General features: G+C 65.4%; 9 protein-coding genes and 2 CRISPR repeat arrays. Of the genes, 3 read left to right on the forward strand and 6 right to left on the reverse strand.

Features of this window, described 5'->3' with window-relative positions; all coding sequences use genetic code 11:
- Positions 1-20: 20 nt before the first annotated feature.
- A complete protein-coding gene (locus ACH442_RS39000; protein WP_396343142.1) occupies positions 21-7,166 on the reverse strand; it encodes a polymorphic toxin-type HINT domain-containing protein in 7,146 nt (2,381 codons plus the stop codon).
- A 254-nt stretch (positions 7,167-7,420) separates the two neighbouring features.
- Between ACH442_RS39000 and ACH442_RS39005 the strand changes: the two genes are divergently transcribed.
- The 3 genes from ACH442_RS39005 (at position 7,421) to ACH442_RS39015 (ending at position 17,641) form a co-directional block, all read left to right on the forward strand.
- Entirely contained in the window at positions 7,421-13,651 is a 6,231-nt protein-coding gene (locus ACH442_RS39005; RefSeq protein WP_396343143.1) for a LamG-like jellyroll fold domain-containing protein, read from the forward strand.
- Positions 13,652-14,526: 875 nt separating this feature from the next.
- Positions 14,527-15,564: a hypothetical protein gene (locus ACH442_RS39010; protein ID WP_396343144.1), complete on the forward strand. Its 1,038-nt coding sequence runs from the start codon at positions 14,527-14,529 to the stop codon at positions 15,562-15,564.
- Positions 15,565-15,819: 255 nt separating this feature from the next.
- Positions 15,820-16,727: direct repeats of the CRISPR family, unit length 37 nt; unit sequence ATTGAGATCCTCGCCGACGGCGAACCGTCGGCGCTGG.
- A 120-nt stretch (positions 16,728-16,847) separates the two neighbouring features.
- A protein-coding gene (locus tag ACH442_RS39015; RefSeq protein ID WP_396343187.1) for an IS5 family transposase occupies positions 16,848-17,641 on the forward strand; the annotation gives its coding sequence in 2 pieces (ribosomal slippage) (positions 16,848-17,178 and positions 17,178-17,641; 795 coding nt in all).
- Here ACH442_RS39015 and ACH442_RS39020 read toward each other — a convergent pair.
- The 5 genes from ACH442_RS39020 to cas3 form a co-directional block, all read right to left on the reverse strand.
- A complete protein-coding gene (locus tag ACH442_RS39020; protein ID WP_396343145.1) occupies positions 17,638-18,159 on the reverse strand; it encodes a Dna2/Cas4 domain-containing protein in 522 nt (173 codons plus the stop codon). The two genes, ACH442_RS39015 and ACH442_RS39020, sit on opposite strands and share 4 nt — an antisense overlap.
- Before the next feature lie 68 nt (positions 18,160-18,227).
- Entirely contained in the window at positions 18,228-19,094 is an 867-nt protein-coding gene (gene cas7c, locus ACH442_RS39025) for a type I-C CRISPR-associated protein Cas7/Csd2 (RefSeq protein ID WP_396343146.1), read from the reverse strand.
- The gene (cas8c, locus tag ACH442_RS39030; RefSeq protein WP_396343147.1) at positions 19,091-20,899 is read right to left on the reverse strand and encodes a type I-C CRISPR-associated protein Cas8c/Csd1; all 1,809 of its coding nucleotides are present in this window, start codon (positions 20,897-20,899) and stop codon (positions 19,091-19,093) included. The genes cas7c and cas8c overlap by 4 nt, the downstream gene beginning before the upstream one ends.
- On the reverse strand, positions 20,899-21,609 hold the full coding sequence (gene cas5c / locus ACH442_RS39035) for a type I-C CRISPR-associated protein Cas5c (RefSeq protein ID WP_396343148.1): 711 nt from the start codon (positions 21,607-21,609) through the stop codon (positions 20,899-20,901). Before cas5c ends, cas8c begins: the two co-directional genes overlap by 1 nt.
- Positions 21,606-23,849: a CRISPR-associated helicase Cas3' gene (cas3, locus tag ACH442_RS39040; protein ID WP_396343149.1), complete on the reverse strand. Its 2,244-nt coding sequence runs from the start codon at positions 23,847-23,849 to the stop codon at positions 21,606-21,608. The genes cas5c and cas3 overlap by 4 nt, the downstream gene beginning before the upstream one ends.
- 788 nt (positions 23,850-24,637) lie before the next feature.
- Positions 24,638-25,999: direct repeats of the CRISPR family, unit length 35 nt; unit sequence TTGAGATCCTCGCCGACGGCGAACCGTCGGCGCTG.
- Positions 26,000-26,348 lie beyond the last annotated feature (349 nt).

The raw sequence follows: 26,348 nt of genomic DNA on the forward strand, positions 1-26,348 counted from the left end.
GCGGCGGCCTGGGTACCGTGTCAGCGGCCGGTATACGGGACGCTCTGAAGAACACCCCCGCTGTCCCTATAGGTGATCGTGAGTGTCGATCCGGAAGGCAGCATCTGCTCCAGGGATGAGTGACATGATCCACAAATGTAGTCGCCCGTAATGAAGAGAGTGCCCCGTTTAGACCCTGTAGCCCTCATTCGAGCGGCCGCCTGCGCCTCCAAATGGTGCTCGAAGCCCGACATCGCCCCGGGAGGAACAACGTACCCAGGATCAAGATTCTTATATCCGGAACTCACGTAATACGGCGCGTCATCCATATCCGCATAGAGCACGCCATTCATTTTCCCCGATCCAGTTGAGGCGTTCGATGCAGCATCAGCCAAGCCAACTCTCGGACAGGGTACAGTCACATTATGCACAAGCACGGGGGTTTTGCCTGCAAGCACATAGTACGAATGTATGTCGGCAACCGTAAGGTTCAGCATGTGACGCGGTTTAGTGAACAACGTGACAGCTTCAACACGGACGTCTGCGCCGTCCAACGCGGTGAGCCTATCACCGCGTTGCAGGTCGGCCACTGTAGTCCACTGATCAGTGGTGGCATCCCAGAAGCGGTGATTCCGGGTTGTGCGGATTACACTCGTGTGACCTTGGCCGTCAGTTACCTTAAGGTTCGCTAGGTCGACGTCCAAGTTGTCATGCAGCTCGGTGACTGGTTTGTTCGCTGTCTCGTTAGTGCTCGGATCGGTTGCTACAACGAGGTCGCCGACTTCAATTTCGGAGATCGGCTTGGTACTTCCGTCGGCCAAGACGACGAGCGTATTGGGGTCGAAGCTGTCGCAGCTGGTCTTTGCGGCCTTGGCTGCGCCAGATGCGGCTCCAGATTCGGCGTCCTCAAGCGCTTCCAGGCCGAGCTTTGTGGTGGCTGCACCTCCAGCAACCACGGTTCCTGGCGCTGCGGATTCGATGGCGGCTTCGCCTGCCACCGTCGCGCACCCGACGATGCCCATGTCCAGGCATACAATGGTGCCACCTATGAGGACTACACCGCCGACGAGGATGATCGCGAGTGAGGCCGCGCCTTTAAGGACGCATTTGCCGGCGCTATCGTGGCAGGTGTTGTCTTTCCGGTGGTCATAGTCAAGATCATACTTAGCCATTTCTGGGCGGCTGATTCGATGATCTTTATTCGTGTCGGCGTATGCCATAACTTCGTCGGGTTGATATGTGCCGGTACCGGGGTTGTAGTTGGTCGGGTAGTCGATCTTTCCCGCTGGGTGGCATTCTTGGGATGTGCTATTCGCGCAATCTGCCGGGTCGTAGTCGGGGTTATGCCATGGGCGCGGTTCCAGGCCGCTGGGGTCGGACAGGGTGATCGGGTTGTTGTTGGCGTAGGAGTAGCCGTTCCACTGTTGCGGGTTGGCGGGGTCGAGGATCGGGTCGACCGAAATGAAATGTCCGAAGGTGGGGTCGTATTTGCGGGCTCCGACGTCGGTGTATCCGGTGCTGGTGTCCTTCGGTGCGTGGAGGTATCCGCGGGTCATGTCGGGCCATGCGGTGGTGTTCGCGTTGCTTCGTTCTTCGCCGTAGGGCTTGTACTGGTGGCGGGCCACTTGGAGTGTGGTGGTGTCGATCGACATGCTGGCGGTGCCGTTGGCGGTGCCGAAGAGGTAGTGGGTGCCGCCGTTGGGGAGTGTGGAGCGGATGGCGACGGTGGCGCCGCCGTGGTTGTAGGTGCGGACGGCGCCGAGGAGGGCCGGGGTGCTGGTGGAGGTGTCGACGACGATTTCGGTGTCGCCGATGAAGAGGCTGGTGCGGCCGGGGTCGCGGCGGATGAGCTGGTTGCCGTCGGCGTCGTAGAGGTATTTGGTGGTGCCTGCCTGGGTGCCGCTTGTGGTGACCTGGCTGAGTTGGCCTTCGTGGTTCCAGGCCAGGGATTGATTGTTGCCGCTGCTGGCGGTGCGGGTCAGCAGGTTCCCGCTGGCGTCGTAGACCAGGGTTGTCGGGTCGGCGTTGCCTTTGACCTGCGTGAGCGTGTGCGGTTGGGTGCCGTTGGTCGCGCAGGTGGTCATGCAGCCGTTGGCGTATGTGGTGGTGGTGTCAGCACCACCGGTCGTGGCGTGCTCGACCAGCTGTTCGCGGTTGCCGTTGGCGCTGTAGGAGAAGCTCTGCCAGTAGGAGCCGGCGCCGTTGGCGACCTCGTCGGTAGCTGGTTTGGCGATGTCCGGCTTCGGGCATGCTGAGGCTGCGGTCCAAGCGTCGACGAGCCGGTCGAGGCTGTCGTAGCGGTAGCACTGGGCATCGGTGACGACGCTGCCTGATTCGGATTGCTGGTTCACTGTCGACAGCGGGTTGCCGGCGTCGTCGTAGGTGAAGGTGGTCTGGTCGATCTGGGGTCCGACGCCGTGGCTGCGGTAGATCGACTGGGATGCCGGGCGCAGGGTTTGCTCGTCGTAGGAGTAGAGCGCGTCTACATGATTGGTCGAGTCGCCCATCGTCAGCTTGGACGGTTGCCCGAAGTCGGTGTGGATGGTTGCAGCCACGTACAGGTCGATGCCTGAGGTGCTCATCGCGGCGCCCAACGCGTCGTGGTTGTAGGTGATCTTCTCGCCGGGCAGTGTGCCGACGGCGGGATCTTCCTGAGTCGCTGGTAGTTCAGTGTTCGGGGTGTAGGTGAACTTCGTGGTGTAGGCGGCCGGGAGCGGTTGCTCGATGCTGGGCAGGGTGAGGGTCTGGCCGAGGGGGTTGCCGAGGACGGAGTAGCCGGTGACGGCGACGGTGTATCCGCCGGTGACGCCCGAGACGTAGCGGGTGGAGGATGTCGGCAGGCCGATGCGCAGGGTGTCGTAGGTCCAGGACGCGTATTTGAAGTTGCTGGCGCTCTTGTCGACAGCGGTCAGTTTGCGGCCGAGCAGGTCGTAGGTGTATGTGAGTTGGTTTCCGCGCGCGTCTTTGGTGAGGGCTAGGTTGCCGGCGTCGTCGTAGCTGCTGTAGCTCGTTCCGGCGTCCGGGTCGGTGTGTGAGATCTTGCGGCCGAGCAGGTCGTAGGCGTCGCTCCAGACGGCTTTGTCCGGGCCGGTGATAGTGGCGGACTGGCCGGCCGAGGTGTAGGTGTAGGCGACGCTGTTGCCGGTGCCGCCGGTGGCGGTGAAGCCGTCGGTGAGGTTGCCGTTCAGGGTCGGTGCGGTGGTGTGCTGGGTGAGTTCGACGAGTCGGCCGCGGGCATCGGTGGTGCTGGTCGTGGCGACTGCGCCGGTGGGCGGGATGGTGGTGACCTTGTCGCCGGTGTAGGCGGTGCGGGTGTACCAGGTTTTCGTGCCGTTGTGCTCGGCGGTGCTCTGGGTGGTCCGTCCCATGGCGTCGTGGTCGGTGACGGTGGTCGCGGGAATCGACACCTGGGACAGGTGGTCGGAGATCAGCGTGTCTACCGGGTCGCCGGAGACGGCGTAGGAGTCGTTGGTGATGACGGTCCAGCCGTGCGAGTCGTATTGGGTGTCCGACACGATCGTGCTGCCGTTCTCCCCGGTCTGCTGGGTCTCCAGGGGCCGCAGCATCGCGTCGTAGAGGGCTTTAGTGACCGCGTAGACGGGTGTGGTGTCCGCCGAGTCGCTGTCGAGCAGCGTCCTGGTGGTGACCACGCTGGGTCCGTTCTTGGACACCTGGTAGGTGTGTGTGATGTTCGGCGGTGCGCCGGCGGCTTTAGTCTTGTTCGGCCGCCACACCGCGGTGATGCGTCCCAGAGCGTCGTAGGTGGTGGATGTCAGGAGGCCGGCCACGTCGGTCGTGGCGACCGCCAGCTGGCGGACCGGGTCCATCGTGACGGTGGACAGCTGGCAGTCCTTGCTCGATTTCGTCACAGCTGAGCAGCTCACCCCGGCGGTGACCTGTTTGATCGTGGTCACGGTGGTGGGAAGGGCACCGGACGCGGGGGACGTTTTGACGTAGACGGCGCGGGCCAGGCTGGTGGTCCCGTCGGCGGCCTTGGCGTTCGGGGTTTGGATGGTTGACGTGGTACGGCCGTAGCTGTCGTATGTCGTCTTGTGGGCGTCGATGAATCGGTCCACCGTGACGCCGGTGGCGGCCGCTGCGGTTTGCGTGAGGGTGGGGTTGCCGCGGGTCGGCTGCGGTGGGCTGGACTGCCCGTCGTAGCCGAATCCGAGGTCGTCGTAGGAGGTCCGAGTGTCGGACAGCAGCGTTCCGGACGGCTTGGCGTCAGCCGTGTTGCAGTCCTGGGCGGTGCCAATCACCTCAGCGGGCAGGACCAATGGAGCGGTTTTGCCTGCGGCCAGCGGCACGCTGCTGCTGAGGTAACGGGTGAAGGTGCACGTGGCGACGTTGGCGGCCGCGCCGGTCTCGCCTCGGTCGACGCTCTGGACCGGCATACCGGTGGTGCTCTGGCCGAGGGCCTTGTTGTAGAAGGTGTCCTTCTCGGTGCGGCGCCAGCCGTAGGAGACCTTCTGGCGGTGCAGGGTCTGCGAGGTTCCCTGTACGTATGCCTGCAGGGCGCTCATGCCGTCGCGGATCCGCGAAGCGGTCGGGCCGATGAGTGTGGGGACGGTGACTGTCGCGTTGTCGATGGTGGCGTCGCTGTCGGCGCTGGTGTAGGTGACGGTTTCGAAGACCTTGCCGGCGTACTGGTCGTCGTCGGAGATGGTCACCGATCCGTCGGTGCTCTGCAGGTCCGGGACCACTCGGACGCCGTCGCCGGGCAGCGTGTCGGCGTCCATGCCGCGGAAGTAGTAGGTCTTGGTCAGCGTTCGGCGGTCGAAGACCTTCTGGCCGTCGGTGTAGTGGAAGACGGCCGGGATGCCGGTGGTGACGTCGACCTCGGGATAGCCGCGGAACTGTCCCCAGGTGCGGTTCTTGGGCTTGACCACTTCGTTGTCGTCGTAGTGCCAGCCCGGGTCGCCCAGGTACTTGTACTCGGTGATCAGCTTGGGCTGGGTGCCGTCCTGGTAGTGGTTGCCGGCGCTGTCATAGGTGGTGACTGATTTCACCGGGTGTGTGTAGAACCAGTCCAGGAGCGGCTCGGGCTGGTACGTCGGGGTCCAGTAGACCGGGAAGCAGCCGGTGGTGTTCGTCGAGGCGAATTTCTGCGCTGCTTTGTTGGCGTCCGGGTCGCTGGAGGGATTCGCGGGCGGCAGTCCGGTGCAGGTGGGGGTGTTGTAGTCGATCACGGTTTCGGCGCCGGTCTCCGACCACACGGTGCCGATCCGGTTGTAGTACATCTTCGGGCCTGGCAGTATGCCGACGCGGTTGGCCAGCTGCATCGGTTCGAATGACACGGTGCCTGCAGGTTGGTCGGCGGATGCCCCGCCGAGCCGGTCCAGGCCCTTGCGGGTGATCGACTGGAGCCATGGGGTCGGCGAGTGGTCGGCGTTGTCCGGGAAGCTGTGCGTCAGGTCGTACTGGTCGATCTGCTTGATGACGCCGCCGACCTTGGCCTGCGTGACGATCTTGGTCAGCATCACGCGGGACCAGAAGCTCGGCCCGTGGATGGTGCAGTCTTTGCCCTTGGTGCAGTTGAGGTCGACCGGCACGTCGGGCCAGTACTCCGGGTTCGAGGCGGTGAACTGGCTGTCCGCGCAGGTGTTGCCGGCAGGCTGCCCGGCGAGGCAGCGTTCATCGGTGGTGAACACGATCTGTTCGGGCGCGGTGGCCGAGAAGATCGTGGAGGCGGTCATGCCGTAGTCGATGCGCTTGAGGGTGGTCGCGCGGATGTAGGACACCGCGGTGTCCTTCATGTTCGGCCCGTAGTAGCCGATCTCCGGGTCGTTGTAGTAGTAGGCGATGGCGTTGTTGTTGCGATCCACCACGTAGTCGAGGTTGAACCGGTAGCCGAGGGTGCACGCGGTGTCGGCGAACGAGCCGTCCGGGCAGGCGCTGTTGTCGGCGTGGCTCTTGTAGACCGGGACGGTCTGCACCGACTGGGTTTCCTCGTTGCCGGCGGTCCAGCCGGGAAGCCGGTTCAGGCCGAAGTAGTACTGCGTCCCGTTCTTCGTGACGCGGAAGTACTCGCCGTTCTTCGTGCCGTTGGTCGCGTCGAACAGGTTGTCGATCTGCGTCGTGGCGTCGTCGGTCTGCGGCCGGAAGGTGTGGAACTTGTCATCGTATACGATGGATGTCGATGCGCCGCCCAGCGACAGCGTCAGGATCTGTCCGGCCCAGCACAGGTCACCGGAGTATTTCGGGGCGCCGGAGTCCTTGACGTCCTCGCAGGTCTGGTAGGTCCGTTCGACATAGTTCTCGCTCATCGACCACCCGTCTCCAACCCAGGAGGACTGGCTGTTAGTGCCCATGGTGCGGGCATCCTGGCCGGCAGAGTTGTAGGACAGGTCGGTGTCGGGCGCGGCGCCGCCAATGGCTGGGGGGACCTTGATGGGATAGCTGTAGGTGAAGGCGCCGGTGTTGCCGCTGGTCGACCAGGTGCCCCCGGGAGACAGGCTGGTCGCGGCATAGTCGCCGCCCGCCCCGGCGGTGTCCGAGGTGGCAGCCAGCACCATCGCACCGGAGGTCGCCGCGGTGAGCGATACCTGCGCGGACAGTGGTGAGACGGCCGTCGTGGTCACCGGGGTCCGCGTCCGGCACTTCTCCTGCTGCGGGGTGCTCAGCGCACAGGCCGGCATCTGCACCAGGTGCAGTCGTGAGGCGTATCCACCGCCGTAGGCGTTGGCGAACGTCGACGGGTCGACGTTCACCTGGACCTCGCCGGCACCTGAGGTGGCGGCGAGCGTGAAGAGCACGCCGTGAATGCCGGCGGCTTCGGTGGTCTTCTGATCGGCCGTCTTGACCTGCACGCGATCCGGGCCCGCGCCGTTGGCGGGGCGGCCGACCGCGATCGGGGAGGATCCTGCGCGAACCGCCGCTGGTGCGCTGTTGTTCGCCGTTGCGGCGGGCAGCGTCACCGTGGTGGCCGTCGCCTCCGGTAATGCCGTGCGGGCAGAGGGGTTGAACGGCGCCGTCACACGACGGATCTTGGCCTTCGAGGTGACCTTGCTCTTGCCGAGGGTGACGCGCTCCAGCTTGGCCGGTTCGGGAATCTTCGGTGCGGCGAGTGCGGGCTCTCCGGCTACCAGGTTCATCAAGGCCGGGGCCAAGGTCACTACGAGAGCCGCAACGGCGAGCCTTCGCCAGCGGGGCATGAGCCGGATCTTCGGACCGTTTATGGACAGCATGCTGCGCCTTCCCCCGTGTATCCGCATTCCGCAGGCGCAGGCGCGCAAGAAGAGGGCGGACTCATCCCGTTGGCGTCGAACGCGACCCTGGCGCCTCACTTGCAGCGCGATGATCTTCGATGCCGCGCTCTGTCTATCAGAGATCTAAATAGTGGAGTTATGAGTGTGACCCACTGCACATTTACCGATACGGGTGGTGTCGAAGGGTCGATCCGCGGCCGCCGCAGGGGTCAGAATGTGCGCCACCACGATCGATGATCGTCTTCTGCGGGGAAGGTCTGCCACTCACCATGTCATCACGCTCGACGCGACGGGGGCGTCTGCCGGTATTCACGGTGGTCGCCGCGTTGCTCACCACCACCGCGCTCGGGGCAGGAACCCCGGCGTGGGCGCAAATTCCTACCGTTCCGAACCCGACCACACCGCCGGTAGCGCCTCCGGTGCAGACCGGCGAGCTCGAACCGGGTCCTGCCGCCACGCCGGCGGACAACCCCGCCAAGCCGATCGCAGCCGCGATCGATCAGGCGAAGAAGACCGGCCAGACCGTGCCGATTCCGTCGTTGACAGACGAGTTCTCCACCACCTCGGCCAGCCCGGACGGGTCATTCGTCACCACTTACTCGGTTGCCCCGGAACGGGTGCAACGTGCCGGCGCTTGGGCATCGATCGACACCACTCTGACCAAAAAGGCCGACGGCACTTACGAACCTAAGGTGGCGGCCGCCGACGTGTCATTCAGCGGTGGCGGTGACACAACTCTGGTCTCGCTGAAGCAAGGCTCTTACGCGCTGACGTTCACCTGGGCTGAGAAACTTCCCACACCCGTGGTCTCCGAGGACACGGCCACGTACCCGAATGTGTTGCCCGACGTCGATCTGCAGGTCACCGCGAGCAGCACCGGGTACTCCTCAATGTTCGTGATCAAGACGCCGGAGGCCGCCGCAAATCCTAAGGTTCAGCAGCTGAACCTGGGCCTGACCGGCACACGAGTGAAGCTGGCGACGACCCGCGACGGCGGCGCCGAGGCGGCCGACAAAACCACCGGCCGCACGGTGTTCTCGGCGAACACCGCGATGATGTGGGACAGCACCCCCGGTAGCCCCGATCCCGCTGAGAAGGCGATCCGGGCGCGGGTACTGTCTAGCCCGCAGGCGACGCACGAGGCCGCCGATCTGATCGGAAAGAACCGCGCCAAGATCAAGCTTGGTTTCGCTGACGGCAAGCAATCCATGACGCTCGACAAGTCGCTGCTGACCGCCAAGACCACCAAGTACCCGGTGTTCGTAGACCCGGAGTGGGCGGGTTACTACGGTAGCCAGTCGGCGTGGGCACGGATCTCTAGCAACGGTTGGAACATCTACAACTCCACCCTTACCAGCGGCTTCAACAGTGCGCGCATCGGCCTGGACGACTGGCCTCAGTACGGCGGCGAAGGCGAGACGGCCCGCACGTATTACAAGCTGAACATCTCCGGGATCAAGGGAGCGACGGTCAAGGCCGCGACGCTGAACATCCAGCACCGCTGGTCGGCATCCTGCACCGACACCAACGCTGCGCTGTACGCGACGAGCGCACCCGCGGGGTTCACCTCCTCGACGCTGAACTGGAGCAAGCAGCCTACGCGTGGCGCCTTGCTGGCCACCCAGCGCGGCCGGGAGGTCAACTGCAGCACGTCCAGCCCGGCCGCGACGCCAGGAACCTTCGGATTCGACGTGTCCAGCAATATCGCCTCGCTGGCCACCGGCAAGAAGGACTACGCCTACTTCCTGGCCCAAGCCGGGAGCGAAACCAATCGCGACTACTGGAAACAACTCGGGTACAAAGGCGGTGCCAGCCTCACCGTGCAATACAGCTACCCGCCCACACTCAACGCCAACGACGGCAAGCTACACGTCACCCCGAACAACAACAACGAGGGCGGCAAGCTCGTCACCACTTCCAAAAGCCCCACCCTGTCCTGGGGCGCCTCGAACATCTTCCCTAACGGTGTCAAGCGGCGCGTCCTGATCGAATACCAGGTCGAAGAGAGAGCCACCGGCAAACTGATCGCCGGCGGATACGGGCCGAGCCCGACGACCTTCAACACCAACGGATCGCCCTGGACAGTCAACAAAACGCTTCCCGACGGCGACTACCGGTGGAGGGCCTGGGCCAAGAACGAGGACGGCCTATGGGCAGCCGCCTGGACCCCCTACATGTACTTCACGGTGGATACCACCGTACCGAACGCGCCCGCGGTCAAGTCGACACAGTTCCCGCCCGCACAGGTCGGCGCCGCCTTCACCGACAAGGGCGTCTTCGCGCTGTCCACCGACGCCACCAGGGCAGTCACCGGATATCTGTTCACCCTCGACGGGGACCTCACCAACGTGGTCTACGCCGCGGGCAAGAACACCCAGTGGGTGACCGGCACGACGATCACGCCGGGCGTCGTGTACTACGCCAAGGCCGACAACAAGGACGGCACCGGGACGGCCGTCACCAACGGCAGCGCGGCACCGGTCTTCGCACCGGGCACCGCCGGTCCTCACAAGCTCGTCGCCAAAGCGGTCAACGGGGCCGGCTCGACCTCCGGGCCAACAGCGTATGAGTTTAACGCCGGCACCAGCACACCGCTGTATGTGACCGGCGACCAGATGATCAACGGCTACACCGCCACCAACACCGACGGCACCACGACCACCGTGCCGAAAGCGACGGCCAGCACCGCCGGCGGCGTCCTGGCGGCCCAGGAGAGCTTCAATGGCGGCTACTACTTCGTCGGCGGCTACCAGGCCATGCTCGCCAACAACGCCACCACCGGCACCAAGGTAGCCAACGGCGACAGCGCCACGTTCTCCTTCGCCATCCCGCAGCAGGCCATGTGGGAGATCGGCGCGAATATGCTCTCCACCGGCGACTACGGCATGTACACCCTGATCCTGGACCAGGGAAAGTCCACCCAGTCGACGCTGATCACCGACTTCGACGCCTACGGCCAGCCCAACGGCACGGTCTACCGCAACTTGGCTACGCCGAAGGACGCGAACGGCTCACCGATCCAGCTCGACAAGGGCGTGCACACCATCACCCTCAAGGTGACCGGCAAGAACGCCAGCTCCCTCGGCTACCAGGCCAGCATCGAAGCCCTACGACTAGGCAGGATCCCGACCTGCGCGATCAACGACACCAAGAACTGCCTGAACAACACCGCGATCAGCACCCACAACACCAGCGGAACACCGGCCCTCACCACCGCAGACGCCGACGGCTGGGGCTGGAGCCTTGACGCCGGCGACCTCAAGAGCGCCGGCTGGGCGCCCGGCAGCACTGTGAACGTGCACGGCGCCACCATCAAACTGCCCGCCACCTACGGTGACGGCAACAACGACAACATGCTCGCCGCCGGGCAACTGATCACCGTGCCGGCCAGCGGTGTAGTGAACAAGGGCAACGCCGTCGTCTTCGCCGGCCTCGCTGTCAACGGCGACGTCAAAAGCGCGACTGGACGCATCAACTATGCCAAGGGCAGCGCCTGCAACTGGCCCTCCCAAGCCTATTCGATCGACTTGGCCCCGGACTGGGTCTACTGGCCCACCGGCAACGCGGTGGTCAGTCTGGAAAGCCTCAACTCCTCGGTCAACGGCTACCACACGGGCAGCTCCCCCGGCATTATGGCCTACAGCGTTCCGCTGGTATGCCCCAACGCCGCCATCGCCAGCATCTCCCTGCCCCTGGTCGCCGGCAGCATCCAAGGCCACGTCAACGCGCTGCACATCCTCGGCCTGGGTATCCGCCCAACCTCGACCACTCCAGACGGCAGCCGCTGGGTCGGCTCCTGGGCGGCCGCCCAGGACACCGGCGCGGTGCAGACTACCGCGTCGGTCAACGCCACGCTCAACGCCCAGACCGTGCGCATCCCGGCACACCTGAGCATCGGCGCCGGCGGCGACTCCCGTCGCGTCCGGGTCCGCCTGGCCAACGCTCAAGGCAAAACCCCGGTCACCTTCGACGCAGCCTCCATCGCGTTGCAGGACCCCACCGCCGGCGGCGCCACCGTCGCCGACACCCCGCTACACCTGACCTTCAACGGCGGTGCCACCAGCCTCACCCTGCCCGCCGGCACCGAGGCGATCAGCGACCCGGTCGACCTGCCGGCCGACGACCAGACCTCGGCACTGGTCAGCCTTAAGGTCAAGGGCAGTCCCACCGCCCTGGCCGGCCACCTCGACGCACGATCGCCGGTCTACGTCAGTAGCTCCGACGGCGCCGACCACACCGGCGACATCGACGGTTCCGGCTTCACCCGCTCAACCATGAACGGCATTCCGTTCCTCGCCGGGATCGACGTCAGCACACCATCCAAGAAACCGGCCGGCGCGATCGTGCTCTACGGCGACCAGACCATCAACTCCGACACCGCCAGCAACGACGGGCTCAGCCAGACCAGCGACCAGCTCGCCACCGCCATGTCCACCGACGAGTACGGCCAGCGCTACCCGGTCCGGGCCGGCGTGCTCAACCAGGGCAGCAGCAGCTGGACCAACAAAGCACAACTGCCGCAGGTGGCCAACAGCCAATACCCGCAAAACTCCTACGGTCTGATCGACCGGGAAATCCTCGACCAGACCGATGCACGCAGCGTGCTCATCTCAGCCGGCAGCAGTGACCTGCTCGCCTGCACCGGCACCGCCGACGCCTGCGCCACCTCGACCAACAACAAGTTGGACGCCCTCGCCGGACAACTGCAGCAATACCGGCCCGACGACGCACTCGACTACGCCGTAGATCTGCCCACACCCGTCACCCGCACAATTAAGGTGTACGTCGCCACCCTGCCACCGTTCAGCCACACCTACACAGCGGCGCAGGAGTCAGCGCGCCAACTGGTCAACGCGCACATCCTCGGTCCCGACGGACCGGCGAACATGCAAGGCCACGCCGACGGCGTTATCGACTTCGCCGCCGCGGTCTCCGCCGACGGCACCGCCACCAGCGCGACTACCAATGCGGAGAACCTGACTACCGGCACCGACGGCAAGGCATACCCGAACAACCTCTACTACCAGAGGCTCGCCCAGCAATACGTCACGGACGCCGACAGCGTCGACGGCATCACCGGCGACGGCACGGTCAGCGGTGGAGACACCACCTACCCGATTGCCGAATGGAAATTCAGCGAGGGCACCGGAACGACCGCTGCCGACACAGGCATCGGTACCGGAGACCCGGCCAACCCGGTTCACCACCCCGCTGAACTCACCAACGTGGCATGGACCCTGGGCCGCAAAGCCGACACCAAGGCCGGCACGTTCAATGGCACCAATAGCTACGCCGACACCAAACTGGCCTTCAACACAGGACACAGCTTCACCGTCGCCGCATGGGTCCGGCTGACCGACAAATCGACCGACCGCACCTTCCTCGCCCGCAGCGCCAGCGGCTACGCGTCCCTGTACCTCGAATACAACAAGGAGCATGACCTCTGGCAGGCACGAATGCCGTCCGCGACATCGGGCGACACCGCCGCGATCCACATGGCGACAGCCCCGTCCGACCAACCTCCGGCTGTCGGCGTCTGGACGCATCTGACCGCCACATACGACGCAGACGTCAAACGGCTAGGACTTTACGTCAACGGTGAGTCCGAAGGAGCCGCCGACGAAGCCACCACTTTCAACGATCCCGAGACAACGACCTGGATTGGGCGCAGCACCGACAACTGGTTCGCCGGAGACATCTCCGACATCCGTATCTGGCAACGCGCCCTCGACGCAACCGACGTCGAAACCGAGGCACACCCCCGCGCCGCAACCCTGAGCTGGCAGTTCGAGGACCCGAACTCCGCAACCGCAACCGACTCGGCCGCCAACGAAGCACAGGCACAGGCGCCTGGCACCTTCACCCCCGGCGTCACCCTCAAACCGGAGGGCCATCCGGACCCGGACAGCACCACGAGCGGTGCCGACGCCGACCTCGGTGCGATCACGCTCAACGGCACCACCGGCGCGGTAAGCACCCGAGCGCGGCTACGCACTGACCAATCTTTCACCGTGTCCACCTGGGCACGGATCACCGACACCACCCGCGATCAGGCCGTCGCCAGCCAGTACGGCAACCACGCCAGCGGCTTCCAGCTGAACTTCGGCACCAGTTGCAAATGCTGGCAATTCCAACTACCCACGAGCGACACCACCAACCCCACCATCACCACCGCACAAGCCTCGACCACAGCAACGGCCAACACCTGGACCTATCTGGCCGCCGTCTACGACGCGAGCACCGGCACAGCCAAGCTGTACGTCAACGGCATCGAGGCTGGGACCCAGACGGTCACCGCCCGTACCTGGAACGCCACCGGCAACTTCAATGCCGGCCGAAGCCTGATCAACGACATCAACACCAGCTACCTTGCCGGCGACATTGACGATGTCGTCACCTATCAGGAAGCACTCACCCCCCAGGAAATCAACAACCTATGGCGCACGGAACTACCCCGCGGCTAACAACCTCGTCGTGAAATGAGCGGCGGTCGTCAGGTGACGACCGCCGCTTTTATTTGTGCCCGCACCAACGTTGCTATTCACCATTGAGCCGCTCCGCGCAACGGTCCGGTTGCGGACTGTAGCTGTGGGAGTGTCAAGAAACGGCTCCGGCTCACATTCGGTGGTAGAGCTGGATATTCCTTCTCCTGCTGAGGTTGGCGGAGTCAAAGTGCCGGATATGAGCCAGAGCCGTTTTCTTGAAACTCCCGGTTGTACGCGTTGCTCGACGCCAGAGTGTTACCGGCCATGTCGAACCGCGCCGCGCCACCTCAGAACCGGACGTACACGTTTCCATGCATCCGGCTCAAGCAAGCCCGCGAAGATCGATTGAGCCGACGCCATACGGTGCCAGCTCAATGAGCGGCAACGTCCTCAGATCGTTCACCACCCCGAGAGGGCGGCGTCTAACTTGTCCATCGGTGACGGCCTCGTCTTCTACGTCTCCACGCGGTTCACCTGACCCGCGTCAGCCCGCTTTCGCGGCCGGGCACAAGCCCGGTATCCGGCCAGTAATCGGAGAACCTCTGGTAGAAGGGCCAGCGATTCGGTTCGGCCGCCGGCCTTCGCTTCTCGGGTTATCCCGTTCCCCGCCAGGGGTTGGGGCTTCCTCACGGTGTCGATAGAGACAAGCCGTGTATCGCAGACCGGTGAACCTCGGCCCACTCCTGCGCCCGACGTACCCCGACCAGCGACTGGTGGCTGCTGCGAGCGGCTGTCCGTGTTAGCGTTGAAGCCCGCGAAGCGGAGTCTTCGGTAGCACCGAGACAACCAGCGCGGCTCCTACACCTCACACTATTGCCCCGTCGCGCCTTCAGCGCCTTCCGGGAGGAGCCTCCGTGGCCAGAAAAGTCCTTGCATTCGTACCTCAGCACACCACCACCAAGTCCCGCGTCATGGCGCTCGTAGACAAAGGCGACGGCCCCGAACTCGACGCGATCGCCACCCTCGACTGGCCGCATGAAGCCGTCGCGATCTGCAACATCCTCAACACCCCGCACGAGGGTCACGAGGCCACCTCCGGCTTGTGGGCGAGCCTGCCTGCCAGCGCCCGTGCCAATCTGGAACAGGCAAGCGACCAGCGCATCGACGACACGGACGACCGCCACTTCCTCGCCACCTGGTTCGTCACCGAACTCGAAACGCCCGAACTGCCGCCCGACGGCAGCACCATCGACTGGGCGAAGCTCTTCCCCACCACCCAATGCCCTGCCGAAGGATGCGAGGTCTGCGACGGGTGCCCCGGGCACGCTGCTGCCCGCGGCGACGAACCCGGCACCAACCGATGCGGCCCCGGCGGATCATGCCGATGTCTGACCGATGACAGCGACGACAACGACGGGTGCGGGTGCGGGTGCGGGTGCGCGATCATGGACATCGGCCCGCGCTGGGCAGCAGCCCTGTACAGCTCGCTGGCCTCAACCGCGGAAGTGCTCGTGGACCAGGCCGAAGACCTCATGTGGGGCAACACCGGGCCTGCCGTCGGATTCCCGGCCTCGCTGATCGCCCAGCCGCCGAAGTTCTTCATCCGGCTCGCCCAGACCTGCATCGACCTGTGCGAGGTCTTGGCCAACGGAACAGTGCCTGTGCCCCACACGATTGCCGAACTGCTCATGCTGGACGAAGCTGCCCGCGCGCACCTCGACGGTTACACCGGAGGCGCCGGCCTCGACATCGAAGCCATGAAAGAGGACGTGAAAGACCTCCCGGAGGCTCACGGCGACTTCGACCTCGACGCACTGTGGATGTTCCAGTTCACCGACTCCGACTGGGTCGACATCGCCGAGTCAGACAAGGTGTACGAACCGAACTCGATGAACCGGATCTTCGACCAGCTCCCGGAAGCCACACAGTTCCCACGGCCCCACCAGCAGTGAAGATCGCCCCTGGGGCGACACATCCGAGCTACCACACAGCAAGCAGGCGAACGGGCGCGGCACAAATTGTGGTGACGGCTGGGGCAGCAACACTCCAGCCGTCGTTGTCAGTCCAGACGGATGATCAGATCGAGACCCCGGACGATCAAGCCACGGCAGTGCTCAGCGAAGACCGCGTGTGTCGTCACCTTCTCCGGGTTGACCTTGTAAACGCCGACCTCGGCCACCTCTCCGCCAGCGAACTCACGTCGGGCCGTTAAGATCCTCGCCGACGGCGAACCGTCGGCGCTGGTCACCACCATGTTGGGGGTGGCGCCGTTCTCGAAGTTGAGATCCTCGCCGACGGCGGAAGGTCGGCGCTGGTGCCGCGCTCGGCGACGCCCACCTGGCCGGAGGGGCGTTGAGATCCTCGCCGACGGCGAACCGTCGGCGCTGGCCGGTCCAGTAGATGCCGCCGAGCTGCTTTGCGTTGAAGTTGAGATCCTCGCCAACGGCGAACCGTCGGCGCTGGCGCGGTCGGTCGTCCGGGCGCGGCTCAGCTACGTGCAATTGAGATCCTCGCCGACGGCGAACCGTCGGCGCTGGTCCTCGAGTTCGCGGGCATACGCGTTGGCGTCCAGGTTGAGATCCTCGCCGACGGCGAAGCGTCGGCGAGGATCTCAACCTGTCGGCGCCGGCGGTGACGTTGTCGACGTCGTTGAGATCCCCGTCGACGGCGGACCGTCGACGCTGGTCACCGCCGGTCTGCGGCTCGTGTGTGACGTCGTAGTTGAGATCCTCGCCGACGACGGGCCGTCGGCGCTGGCGGACGCGATCAGGCCGAGCAGTTTGACATCCTCGCCGACGGCGGACCGTAGGCGAGGAAGGCCACCCTGAAGGTTCTCGACGGTGTTCGACTTGTCGAGATCCTCGCCGATGGCCGGCCGTCGGCGCTGGCCGTGCTGTACGCGGCGGCCATCCCGTAGATCGCGATGTTGAGATCCTGGCCGATGGCGGGCTGTCGGCGCTGGTCACCGACTGCCTGCGGTGGATGGCGTGGATGGACCGATGGTTGAGATCCTTGCCGACGGCGGGCCGTCGGCGAGGGTTCATGGCTGCCATTCCCCGGAGTTTGTTCGCACTTCAGGTTGAGATCCTCGCCGACGGCGGGCCGTCGGTGCTGGGCTTCGCCCTACTGGTGCTGGCAGTCTTAGAACTCCTAACTCAATCGGGTGCACCGGCATGACGTATCCCTCGACTCATGCGTTGTCGCTGGCGTGAGGAAGCGCGACCCCCAGCCGTGGCTGGTCGACGACGACCTCTGGGCCCGGATCGAACCGCTGATCCCCAAGCAGCGGCCACGTTCGGGCCCTGGTCGCCGACCGGTCGACGACCGCAAAGTCTTGTCCGGCATCTTGTTCGTCCTGTTCACCGGTATCCGCTGGGAGTGGCTGCCCAGGGAACTCGGCTTCGGCTGCGGCATGACTTGCTGGCGGCGACTGCGGGACTGGAACAACGCCGGCGTCTGGCAGCGGCTGCACGAAGTCCTGCTGGCCGAGCTACGCGCGGCCGGCAAGCTCGACCTGTCCCGCGCGGTGGTCGATTCCAGCCACGTCCGGGCACTCAAGGGCGGCCCAAAACCGGCCGGAGTCCAGTAGACCGCGGCCGGCTGGGCTCCAAGCACCACCTCATCACCGACGCCGGCGGTGTCCCCCTGGCGGTGCTGCTGACCGGCGGCAACCGCAACGACGTCACCCAGCTCATCCCGCTGCTCGAAGCCGTCCCGCCGATCCGCGGCAAACCCGGACGGCCACGCCACAAACCGCCGAGGGTGTACGCCGACCGTGGCTACGACCACGACAAGTACCGCGCCTTGGTTCGCGAACTCGGCATCACGCCGGTCATCGCCCGGCGTGGCACCGAGCACGGCTCCGGGCTGGGCAAGCTGCGCTGGGTGGTCGAGCAGAGCTTCGCGCTGCTGCACTGGTTCCGCCGGCTACGAATCCGCTGGGAAATCCGCGACGACATCCACGAAGCCCTACTCAAGATTGGCTGCGCACTCATCTGCTGGCGCCGCCTTGGCGCTTCAAAGAGTTAGGAGTTCTTAGTGCGGCCAGGAAGACGCTGAGTTCGGCGACGATGGTGGAATCGTGTCGATGATGTCCGGGGGATCTCGACCCGGTGGCGGCGTCGGTCGGCGTGGGTGAAAACCTGCGCGTACGGGATTTCTAGGTCGAGCGTCTCCCGCAGGCACAATGCCTGGGTTGCGGCTTGCAGATCGGCAGGGCCGCCGGGCCGATAGGCGCCGATCTTGTGCTCAACAGGCACGGCCGCCCTGCCGCCGATCTCCACAATGTCGCAACGGCCGTACAAGCTGAGGGTGCGGCTGCAGACCGGCACAGCGTAGTGCTGGCGGGTGCCTGGCGTGGCGGTTGCTCGGATGCCAGGCCGATCCACCCGCTCGTGGGCCAGGTGCCCCCGCACGGTGTTGACATCGTCGGTGAAAATTCCGTCGACATGGATGAGAGCAGCCTGGCGCGGGCAGTAGGCGTAGTGCTCCAGGGCGGGAATCGGAATGCGAGACGCGTCGTTGTCGCCTTCGGGCCACCAAGTCACCCTTGACCACCTTTCGTGATAGTGGCCTGCGGAGATGGCGCTGAGGCCACCTCCGCAGGCTGGTGCTGTCACGGCCAGAGGTCGACGATCTTGGTGAGTTCGATACCGTCGGGCAGAGGTGTTGCGTCCCAGGAGCGCCGGTAGTCGGTGAGGGCCCGGGGTGCCTTTTCGGGGTTGTCTCGGTTGATGGTGAGTCTATTGGTCAGGGCTTTCGCGGGTTGAGTTCCGTAGGCGTCGGGGTGGCTGAACACGTACAGCCCGCAGAGTGCCATTTCGCCGCGGGTGGCGGCGCGGTCGTGGTCGAACATGACGGTGATGGCCTGCCAGAGGGCGGCGAGGTCGTTTTCGGTGATGCCGGTTTTCGCCGCGCGGGGTGCGGAGTAGAACAGGTGGGCGCGGTAGAGGCCGTATGGGACGGTCCATTTCGAGCCCATCTCGGTGCTCTCGCCTTTGTCGATGTCTTCCTGGCGGGTTTGGGTGACGCGGGTGATGGCGTGGTCGGTGGGCAGGATCGGGTCGATGCTGCGGGCGAAGGTGAGTTGGATGGGGCCGCGGACCTGGCCGGCGCCGCCTTTGGTGGCGCCGGTGCTCAGGACGCCGCCGAACATGCGGATGTCGTAGTAGTGCTCGCATAGCCAGGCTTTGGCCTCGTCGGGTTTGCCGGGGTTGGCTTTGAGGGCTTCTTCGATGCGGGTGTTGAGGGCGTGTCCGGCCTCGACGAAGATGCCGTAGCGCGGGTCGTGGCCGTGCAGCAGTGCGACGGTGTCGCGGATTTTGCGTTTGATCGCGACATCGGTTACCAGGCCTTGGCCGGTTTCGTCGTCGGTGCGGGGCTGGTTTCCGGCGTCGGGGTCGCCGTTGGGGTTGCCGTCGATGACTTCGAAGAGCAAGACGGCGTCGTGGCGGCGGGTGGGGTCGAGGTGCGCGCTGCTCATGCGAGGTCTCCTTGCGGGTCGTCAATGCCGGCCGGCTGGGTGTTGGTGTTCTTCTTGGCTTCGGCGGCTGCGTTGCGTTCGGCGCGCATGGCGGCGCGCTGCTGGTGGTAGCCGAGAACGAAGTTGCCCTGCTGGGCGAGCAGCGCCTGGTTAGGGAAGCCACCGTGTTCGGCGATCATGGAGTACACGTCGTCGAGGCGCTGCTGGTAGGCGGCCGCCCAGCCGGGTCGTTTCAGTGGCCCGCCGAGCCGGCGCAGCCAGGCTTGGGAGGTTTTCTCGCCGGAGACGAGCACGGCGCGGGGGTTGATGATGGCGCGGCCCAGGTAGCGCTGGGCGAAGCTGGTGTTCAGCTTCTGGTTGGCGACGGTGCTGACGTCGCGTTGGAGTTGGTCGAGGATCGCGAAGGCGCGGCCGCAGTGGTAGGCGGCGTCGGGCATGTCCAGGTTGATGGTGGGCATCAGGGCCTCTCTGCGGTGAGGTGGGCGGCGCAGGGCGAGTCGGATCAGGGCTGCCCGAGCAGGGTCGATGCGTCCGTCGGTGCGGATGCGGTGCAGTAGGTGGGCGAGGAGACCGGGCGGCAGTGGGCGGCCTGAAAGTGCTGCGCGCAGGAGGGCGTGGAAGACACCGGCGGGGCGGTCCTCGCCGGAGCTGCCGAACGATGCCCATTCGCCGGCACCACGGCGGTTGTTCTTCCACCGGCCGGTCGCGCGGGCCAGTTGGGCCAGGCTGACGTGGGTGGTTTCGCCGGTCCAGGCGTCGACGATCTCGTGGTCGGTGAACCACTGCCGCAGGTTCACCTTCACTTGCGCGACGGGCATTTCGATCCAGTCGCGGACGACGACGCGGGCGACGTTGCCGCCGACTGTCGCCGAGCAGTACAGCGACAGGTCCTGCGCCGCGGGCTGGGTGGCGTCGACCGGGGTGGCGAGCAAATCGCGGATGTGTGCCGGGTCAGGCTGGTCCAGTGGGCCCATCGGGTCGAAGGTGGATCCGCCGGTGACCCACCACACCAGGCGGGCGTTCTGCCCGGGCAGGGTCATGCTGTGCAGCTTGTCGTCGAGCAGCCGTTCCAGGGTGCCCATGAACTTCAGGGCGCAGTCAGCGCAGATCGGTGTGTGACCGAGGAATTTTTGCAGCTCGTAGCCATGGACTGCTTCGTTGACGCTGACCAGTGACGCGCTTTGCCGGGCGCCGGGTAGCAGCCGGCGCGGGATCTGCTGCGGGATCGTCTTGAGCAGCGGTTGGATTCGTTGACAGACCAGGCACAGGCCCGCGTCGCCGGAGCCTTTGCGGTCGCTGGCGACCTTGGCCCAGTAGTCGATCGCGGAGGGGCTGCTGTGGGCCCATACCTGGTTGATGCGGAAGCCGACCAGGTCGGCGCGGCCCCAGTTCGGGAAGTCGTCGTGGCTGATCGTCAGGTGGTGGCCCGTGCGGTAGAAGGCAGCGATCGCCGTGCCCGGCCCGGCCGGATCCGCGGCCGCCCACTGCTCGACCAACTCGCGGAATGCGGCGGCCTGCTTCGGAACCCGATCGGGGTTGGATCCCTCGAAGGTCCAGCCGAGTACGTATTCGGCGTTGTCGACCGCCAGCGCCGGGGCGACGCCGACGGTGCGGGTGATGGCCGGCACCGGACGCCGCGGCCCGTATTTGTTGTCGGCATCGGCGAGATCCGTGGGCAAGGTCAGCAAGGTGCCGTCGGCGGCGATGTCCAGTAGCCAGCGCACCGGTTTGCGCTGGTAGAACGGTGGGACGTTGCCCCCGCTGGTGGTAGCGTCGGCGTACTCGACGAGGCGCTGTAGGAGCATCAGGCTTCTCCACCGGTCGGCAGGGCCAGCTCCATCCCGTTGTCCGGGACGGCCAGGACGCCCTGTTTGATGCTGGCGGCGAACCAGTGCATCCGCGGCTTTCCAGCCGGGTCGCGGTGGATGGAATGCAGCATGATCCCGGCCTCCTGGTTCAGGTCGGTCAGCCGCGGCGTGTCATCCGGGTCGCTGAAGTCCGCCGAGAATTCTCTCGCGCCCAGGAACGGCTGTTGGAAGCAGGCGCCGCGGCTGACCCGGCGCCGGAACTGGTCGCGGTAAGCGGCCGGAGGCCGACCCGAATGCGGTTTGACGTGGATGTGAGCGTGAATCCGATATGCCACGTCGCGCAGGCACACCGCGTTGCGCTGATCGCGGTGCGCGGCGGTATCCACCCGCCGGCCCCCACGGATCGCATCGGCGAGGGCTGCCACGTCGGTGGTCTCGTTACGCCGCACCGAGAACTGCCGGATCGGACGTAGTACCTCGATCGCGACCACCTGGAAGCGCATCTCCGGTTTCCAGAAGATCGCCTCCAGTACCCCGACCGCCGCTGTCGGCGTCATCACCGGGTAACTGACCCGCTCCACCTTCAGCTCGGGCCGGGAAAACAGCGCCGCCTCCCCCGCCACCTGCACGACCACAGGCGGATGGCCGTGGCTGTCGCGAGGCAGCACGAGACCCGCGGCGGCGGGCTGTGTGTGGCTTGTCGTCATAGCAGAAACTCCTCCACTGCCGGATCCAGATCGATACCAGTCGCCTCGTCGTAACCGCCCCGCCACTCCGCAAGGCCACCCGGTGCGAGCTCCCCCTTGATCGGATCGAGCTGAGCGATCACTTCAGGACGGCGCAGCAGACTCGGATGCAATGTCGTGACGTACGGCTGCAGTCGGCGGAAGTCCTCCGCCGACGGCGCATCGCCGCGCAGCTTGTCGATGAGTGCACGCACCTGCCGCTGCTCATCGCCGTCAATGGCTACCTGCGGGGTGACCACCGACAGACCGGACTCGGCGATCATGCGAAACGCCAGCCGGCGATCGCGGGCCTTCGTGCGGGAATCCAGCGGACCGTCGGTCACCGTCTGGAATTCCCACCGGCGACGGGCCTGCTGGATGCGCTGACCGACGTGCTGCGCATCCTGCAACGCCAGCGCGTCATACAAGCCTTGGTAGTAGGCGGGATGCGCGTCGAGGTCATCGGGTTGCTTACGGTTGGGTCCGAAATGCAGCAGCGTCTGATCCACGGCGACCCGATAGCCGGGCGGCATACCGCCGTCTGACGGCCGGAAGATCACTACCCTTCCCAGGCCGGGCAACCGGCCCTCCCGGTTCGCCCGCCCGGCCGCTTGCAGCAGCGAGTCGACCGAGGCGACGGCCCGAAAGACGTCCGGGAAGTCCAGATCGACGCCGGCCTCGATCAATTGGGTCGACACCAGCAGAGTCCGCTGACCGGCAGCTAGTCGCTCCCGGACCGCGCGCAAAACCCGCCGCCGGTGCGCGGGACACATCCGGGTCGACAGATGCCACGCTTGCCCGTACGGCAGAGCACGCCAACAGTCGAAGACAGCCGCCGCGTTCGCGGTTGTATTCACCACCACCAGCGCCGTATCTAGGGCGGCCGCCTGCTCGGCGATGTCCGCGAGCGACGGCTGCGGGTCGATCTGCCACTCGAACCGGACCCGGCGCAACTGCGCCGCCAACCGTTTCGGATCCGTCACCAGATCCACGGGGTTGAGTTCGTCGAACTCCTTAAGCGCCCAGAAGTCCGGCTGCGTCGCCGACGACAGGACCACCGTCGTCCCGAAATGCTGTACGAGCAGCTTCAAACCGCTTAGGATCGGTGCCAGCATCGCGTGTGGCAACGCCTGGATCTCGTCCAGAACGATCACCGAACCGGCCAGCCGGTGGACCCGCCGCATGGCCGACGGTTTACGCCCGAACAACGACTCGAACAGCCGCACGAACGTGGTGACCACGAACGGCGCATCCCAGTTCTCCGCCGCCAGCCGATCCCACGGGCCACGGCTACCAGCGTCCCAGTCGACAGCACTGTGATGTTCGAGCACCACCTGGCCGCCGTCACCCAGCAGATCACGGTAGACGGCCGCGTTCTGCTCGGTAATCGTCAGGAACGGCACCGCCACGATCACCCGGCGATGGCCATGCGCCGCAGCGTGCCGCAACGCGAACCCCGCCGCCGCCAACGTCTTACCAGACCCGGTCGGCGCCGCAAGCCGGAAGATCCCCGGCGGAAGCGATGCCGCGGCGACACACCCGTCGTAAACCTGCTCCCGCACCACATCAACCGGAGCACCACGACGACCACGCAAACGCTGCACACGGGCTTCCTCAAACCGCTGCGACAACAACTCGAGGTCCGCCTCCGCCGCCACCCGCGGCGAGGCCATCTGCCGAAAATGCGCCTCCGTATCGAGGAAGTCAGCGTCGACCAACGCGCTGAAACACAACCGCGCGCCCAGCTCACCAGCCAGCGGCTCCTGCAACCAGGCGCTCGGCACCGCCACGGACAGGTCATCGGGAAGGTCAGGAACCAACGCCGGCAACGACCTCAATGCATCAGCGTCGTTCACGGCAACGCCCCTCGCAAACTCGCGAGGCAAGGATGGAACATCAACCAAACCGTTGTGATGGCCGACGATCGCCGCCGAAAAGCCACGCAGCCCACGATCGAACGCCAGCCGAGCGCCAACCAGCTTGTGATCAATACCGATCCGGCCACCACCACCGGCGACGGCGGCGAGACGCCGCTGCCAGGCTGTGCTCGCCTTGCCCAAATCATGAAGCCGCCCCAGCCAGTAGGTGATCTCACCACCACCGAACGGGCCGGCGAACCGCTGCCCCAACTCCGCAGTTCCGCGAAGGTGCGCATCCAGCGCATGCCATGCACCTCCGCCCGGCGGCGGACTGTGCGCCCACAGCGGACAGATCTCCAACACGAGCCACTCCTTCTCAACCGGGACCTACATCAGCGACGAGCACCTACGCGCCGTTTAGGGCACGCCAGCTCGTCAGCGCGGTATCTACGACGAGGCACAGAAAACCAGGCGGGTACGACAGAATTTGCACTCACGGCCATGAGGTGTCACGCAACTGACACTTTGTACCGTCCATCGGCACCGAGAGATCACTTACACAGCTGCCATCGATCCCACTCCGACAGCGCGACGGCTACGAGAAAACGTCTCTCGATCCGTCCGGTGCAGGCCTGGACTCGTCCTCGCCCTGGTAGGCGCCAGTTACAGCCGGAACCACGGGCACCGCTTCGCATCACGATATTGACGTTCGTTGCGCGCAATCAAGTCCCCATTCGAGTGGAAAAGCCAGTTACTACTGCTCCGAAGGTGCGCAGGCCGCTGCTGAGAACCTTCGTTTGCCGGTAGGGTGGGATTCTCAAAGCGGCAGCAGCCGGGGATCTCAACAGAGCAGTAGTGGCTGGATTGCCAGCTTGCTGGTGGGCCCTCAGATGGTGCCCACCAGTATCCGTTCCATACAGCTCCGTCAACGCTTCGTTTGCCGGTAATCGCGCCGACGACAGAACCTGCGAGACCACTAAAAGTCCTGGCTGGGATTAAACGACGACCGGGCTGAGTACCTCGCCGACAAACCGAAACGTCGGCGCTGCCACCGGGCGCGGCAACGCCGCCGCGGTGGCAGCTTAGATCGCAGTCAACGACGGGCTGCCTACGCTGGCAAGGATCATCGGCCACCGCCCGAGCCACATGCGATTGACATCCTCGCCGACCGCGAACCGTCGGCGAGGATGCGCGTAGGCCCCCGCTTCCATGTCCATCCGGACGTTGGGATCCTCGCCGACGGCCAACCGTCGAAGCTGGGGCGGGTCGGTCGCCGAGCCGATCCGACTGTCCACCTAGGTTGAGATCCTCGCCAACAGCGAACCGTCAGCGCTGGCGATCCTGGATCGTCATCTGCTGACCTTCGTAGATGTTGAGATCCTCGCCAACGGCGAACCTTCGGCGCTGGCTACCCCTTCAGCGCGCCCGGCCGTGCCGAGCACTTGAGATCCTCGCCGACGGCGAACCGTCGGCGCTGTTCATCGCTGGCGCTGACAAGTTCGTGATGGAGGTCAAGTTGAAATCCTCGCAGACGGTGAACCGTCGGCGCTGGGCTGAACGCAGTGATCAACCGGCGGGACACGATCCTGTTGAGATCCTCGCCGACGGCGAACCGTCGGCGCTAGCGGCGGTGTAGCCGTACCACTTGGCGATCATGTGCCGGTTGAGATCCTCGCCGATGGCGAACCGTCGGCGCTGGTCCGACATGCGCTTAGCCGCGTCGGAGGGAATCCAGCCGTTGAGATCCTCGCCGACGGCGAACCGTCGGCGCTGGTGCGCTGGCGGGCCAGCACGCCGGAGGTGCTCTGGTTGAAATCCTCGCCGACGGCGAACCGTCGGCGCTGGCAGCCCCGGCGGATGGACGCAGCCGGTGAAAGCCATTGAGATCTTCGCCGACGGCGAACCGTCGGCGCTGTTGTTTCTCGACGTAGGCGATCTCGCCGCGCCCGTTGTGGTTGAGATCCTCGCCGACGGCGAACCGTCGGCGCTGGCCACCCGCATTGTGCACCCGATGCTCTCGGACACGCTGGTGTTGAGATCCTCGCCGACGGCGAACCGTCGGCGCTGGTTCACGGTGTCAACGGATGTCCGACCTGCGGTGAGTTAAGAACCTCGCCGACGGCGACCCGTCGGCGCTGGTGGGGCAGCGCCAAGATCTTGCGGTAGTCGTCGTGGCTGTTGAGATCCTCGCCGACGGCGAACCGTCGGCGCTGGTCGGAGCGGCATCCGGGTCACCGTCCGGCTCGACGAGCAGTTGAGATCCTCGCCGACGGCGAACCGTCGGCGCTGGGATCCGCTCGAAGGCGTCCTTCTTGCTGGTGCCGATGGTGTTGAGATCCTCGCCGACGGCGAACCGTCGGCGCTGGCGCGGGTCCCCGAGAGTCTGGGGCCACAACGACCAGTTGAGATCCTCGCCGACGGCGAACCGTCGGCGCTGGCGGAGGCACTCCGCGCAGATCCCGTAGGGCAGCTCGGTGTTGAGATCCTCGCCGACGGCGAACCGTCGGCGCTGGGCTTCGCGACCAGCACTAACAGTGTGGCGACAAAGCACCCACGCGTCCGATGCCACAATTATGTCCGTTTTGCCAGCAATTCCGGTCGGGAACCTCTCCATGTTTTGGGTCGAACTTGAGGTTCCTAGATCATATTAAAAAAAGTTGCTGCACTGGGGCCAAGCCCACTCGACCGAGCAGCGCCACACCTTGCGGCACCCCTGGCTGAGACCATACAAACCGGACGCATCCCCGACGGCGCGGTCCACGATGCCGGCCGGTCTCCCCTCGATGATGGCTGACCGAACTGGCGTACGAGCAATTCCTAACTCTACCGGCCATATCCTTCGGATGGTATGGCGACCACCGT

This window comes from Actinoplanes sp. NPDC020271, from assembly GCF_044388125.1.
GTDB lineage: Bacteria > Actinomycetota > Actinomycetes > Mycobacteriales > Micromonosporaceae > Actinoplanes.

Coding starts and splice junctions, on each gene's coding strand:
- ACH442_RS39000 (WP_396343142.1), bottom strand. CDS start 7,166: ATGCTGTCCATAAACGGTCCGAAGATCCGGCTCATGCCCCGCTGGCGA.
- ACH442_RS39005 (WP_396343143.1), top strand. CDS start 7,421: ATGATCGTCTTCTGCGGGGAAGGTCTGCCACTCACCATGTCATCACGC.
- cas7c (WP_396343146.1), bottom strand. CDS start 19,094: ATGAGCAGCGCGCACCTCGACCCCACCCGCCGCCACGACGCCGTCTTG.
- cas8c (WP_396343147.1), bottom strand. CDS start 20,899: ATGCTCCTACAGCGCCTCGTCGAGTACGCCGACGCTACCACCAGCGGG.
- cas5c (WP_396343148.1), bottom strand. CDS start 21,609: ATGACGACAAGCCACACACAGCCCGCCGCCGCGGGTCTCGTGCTGCCT.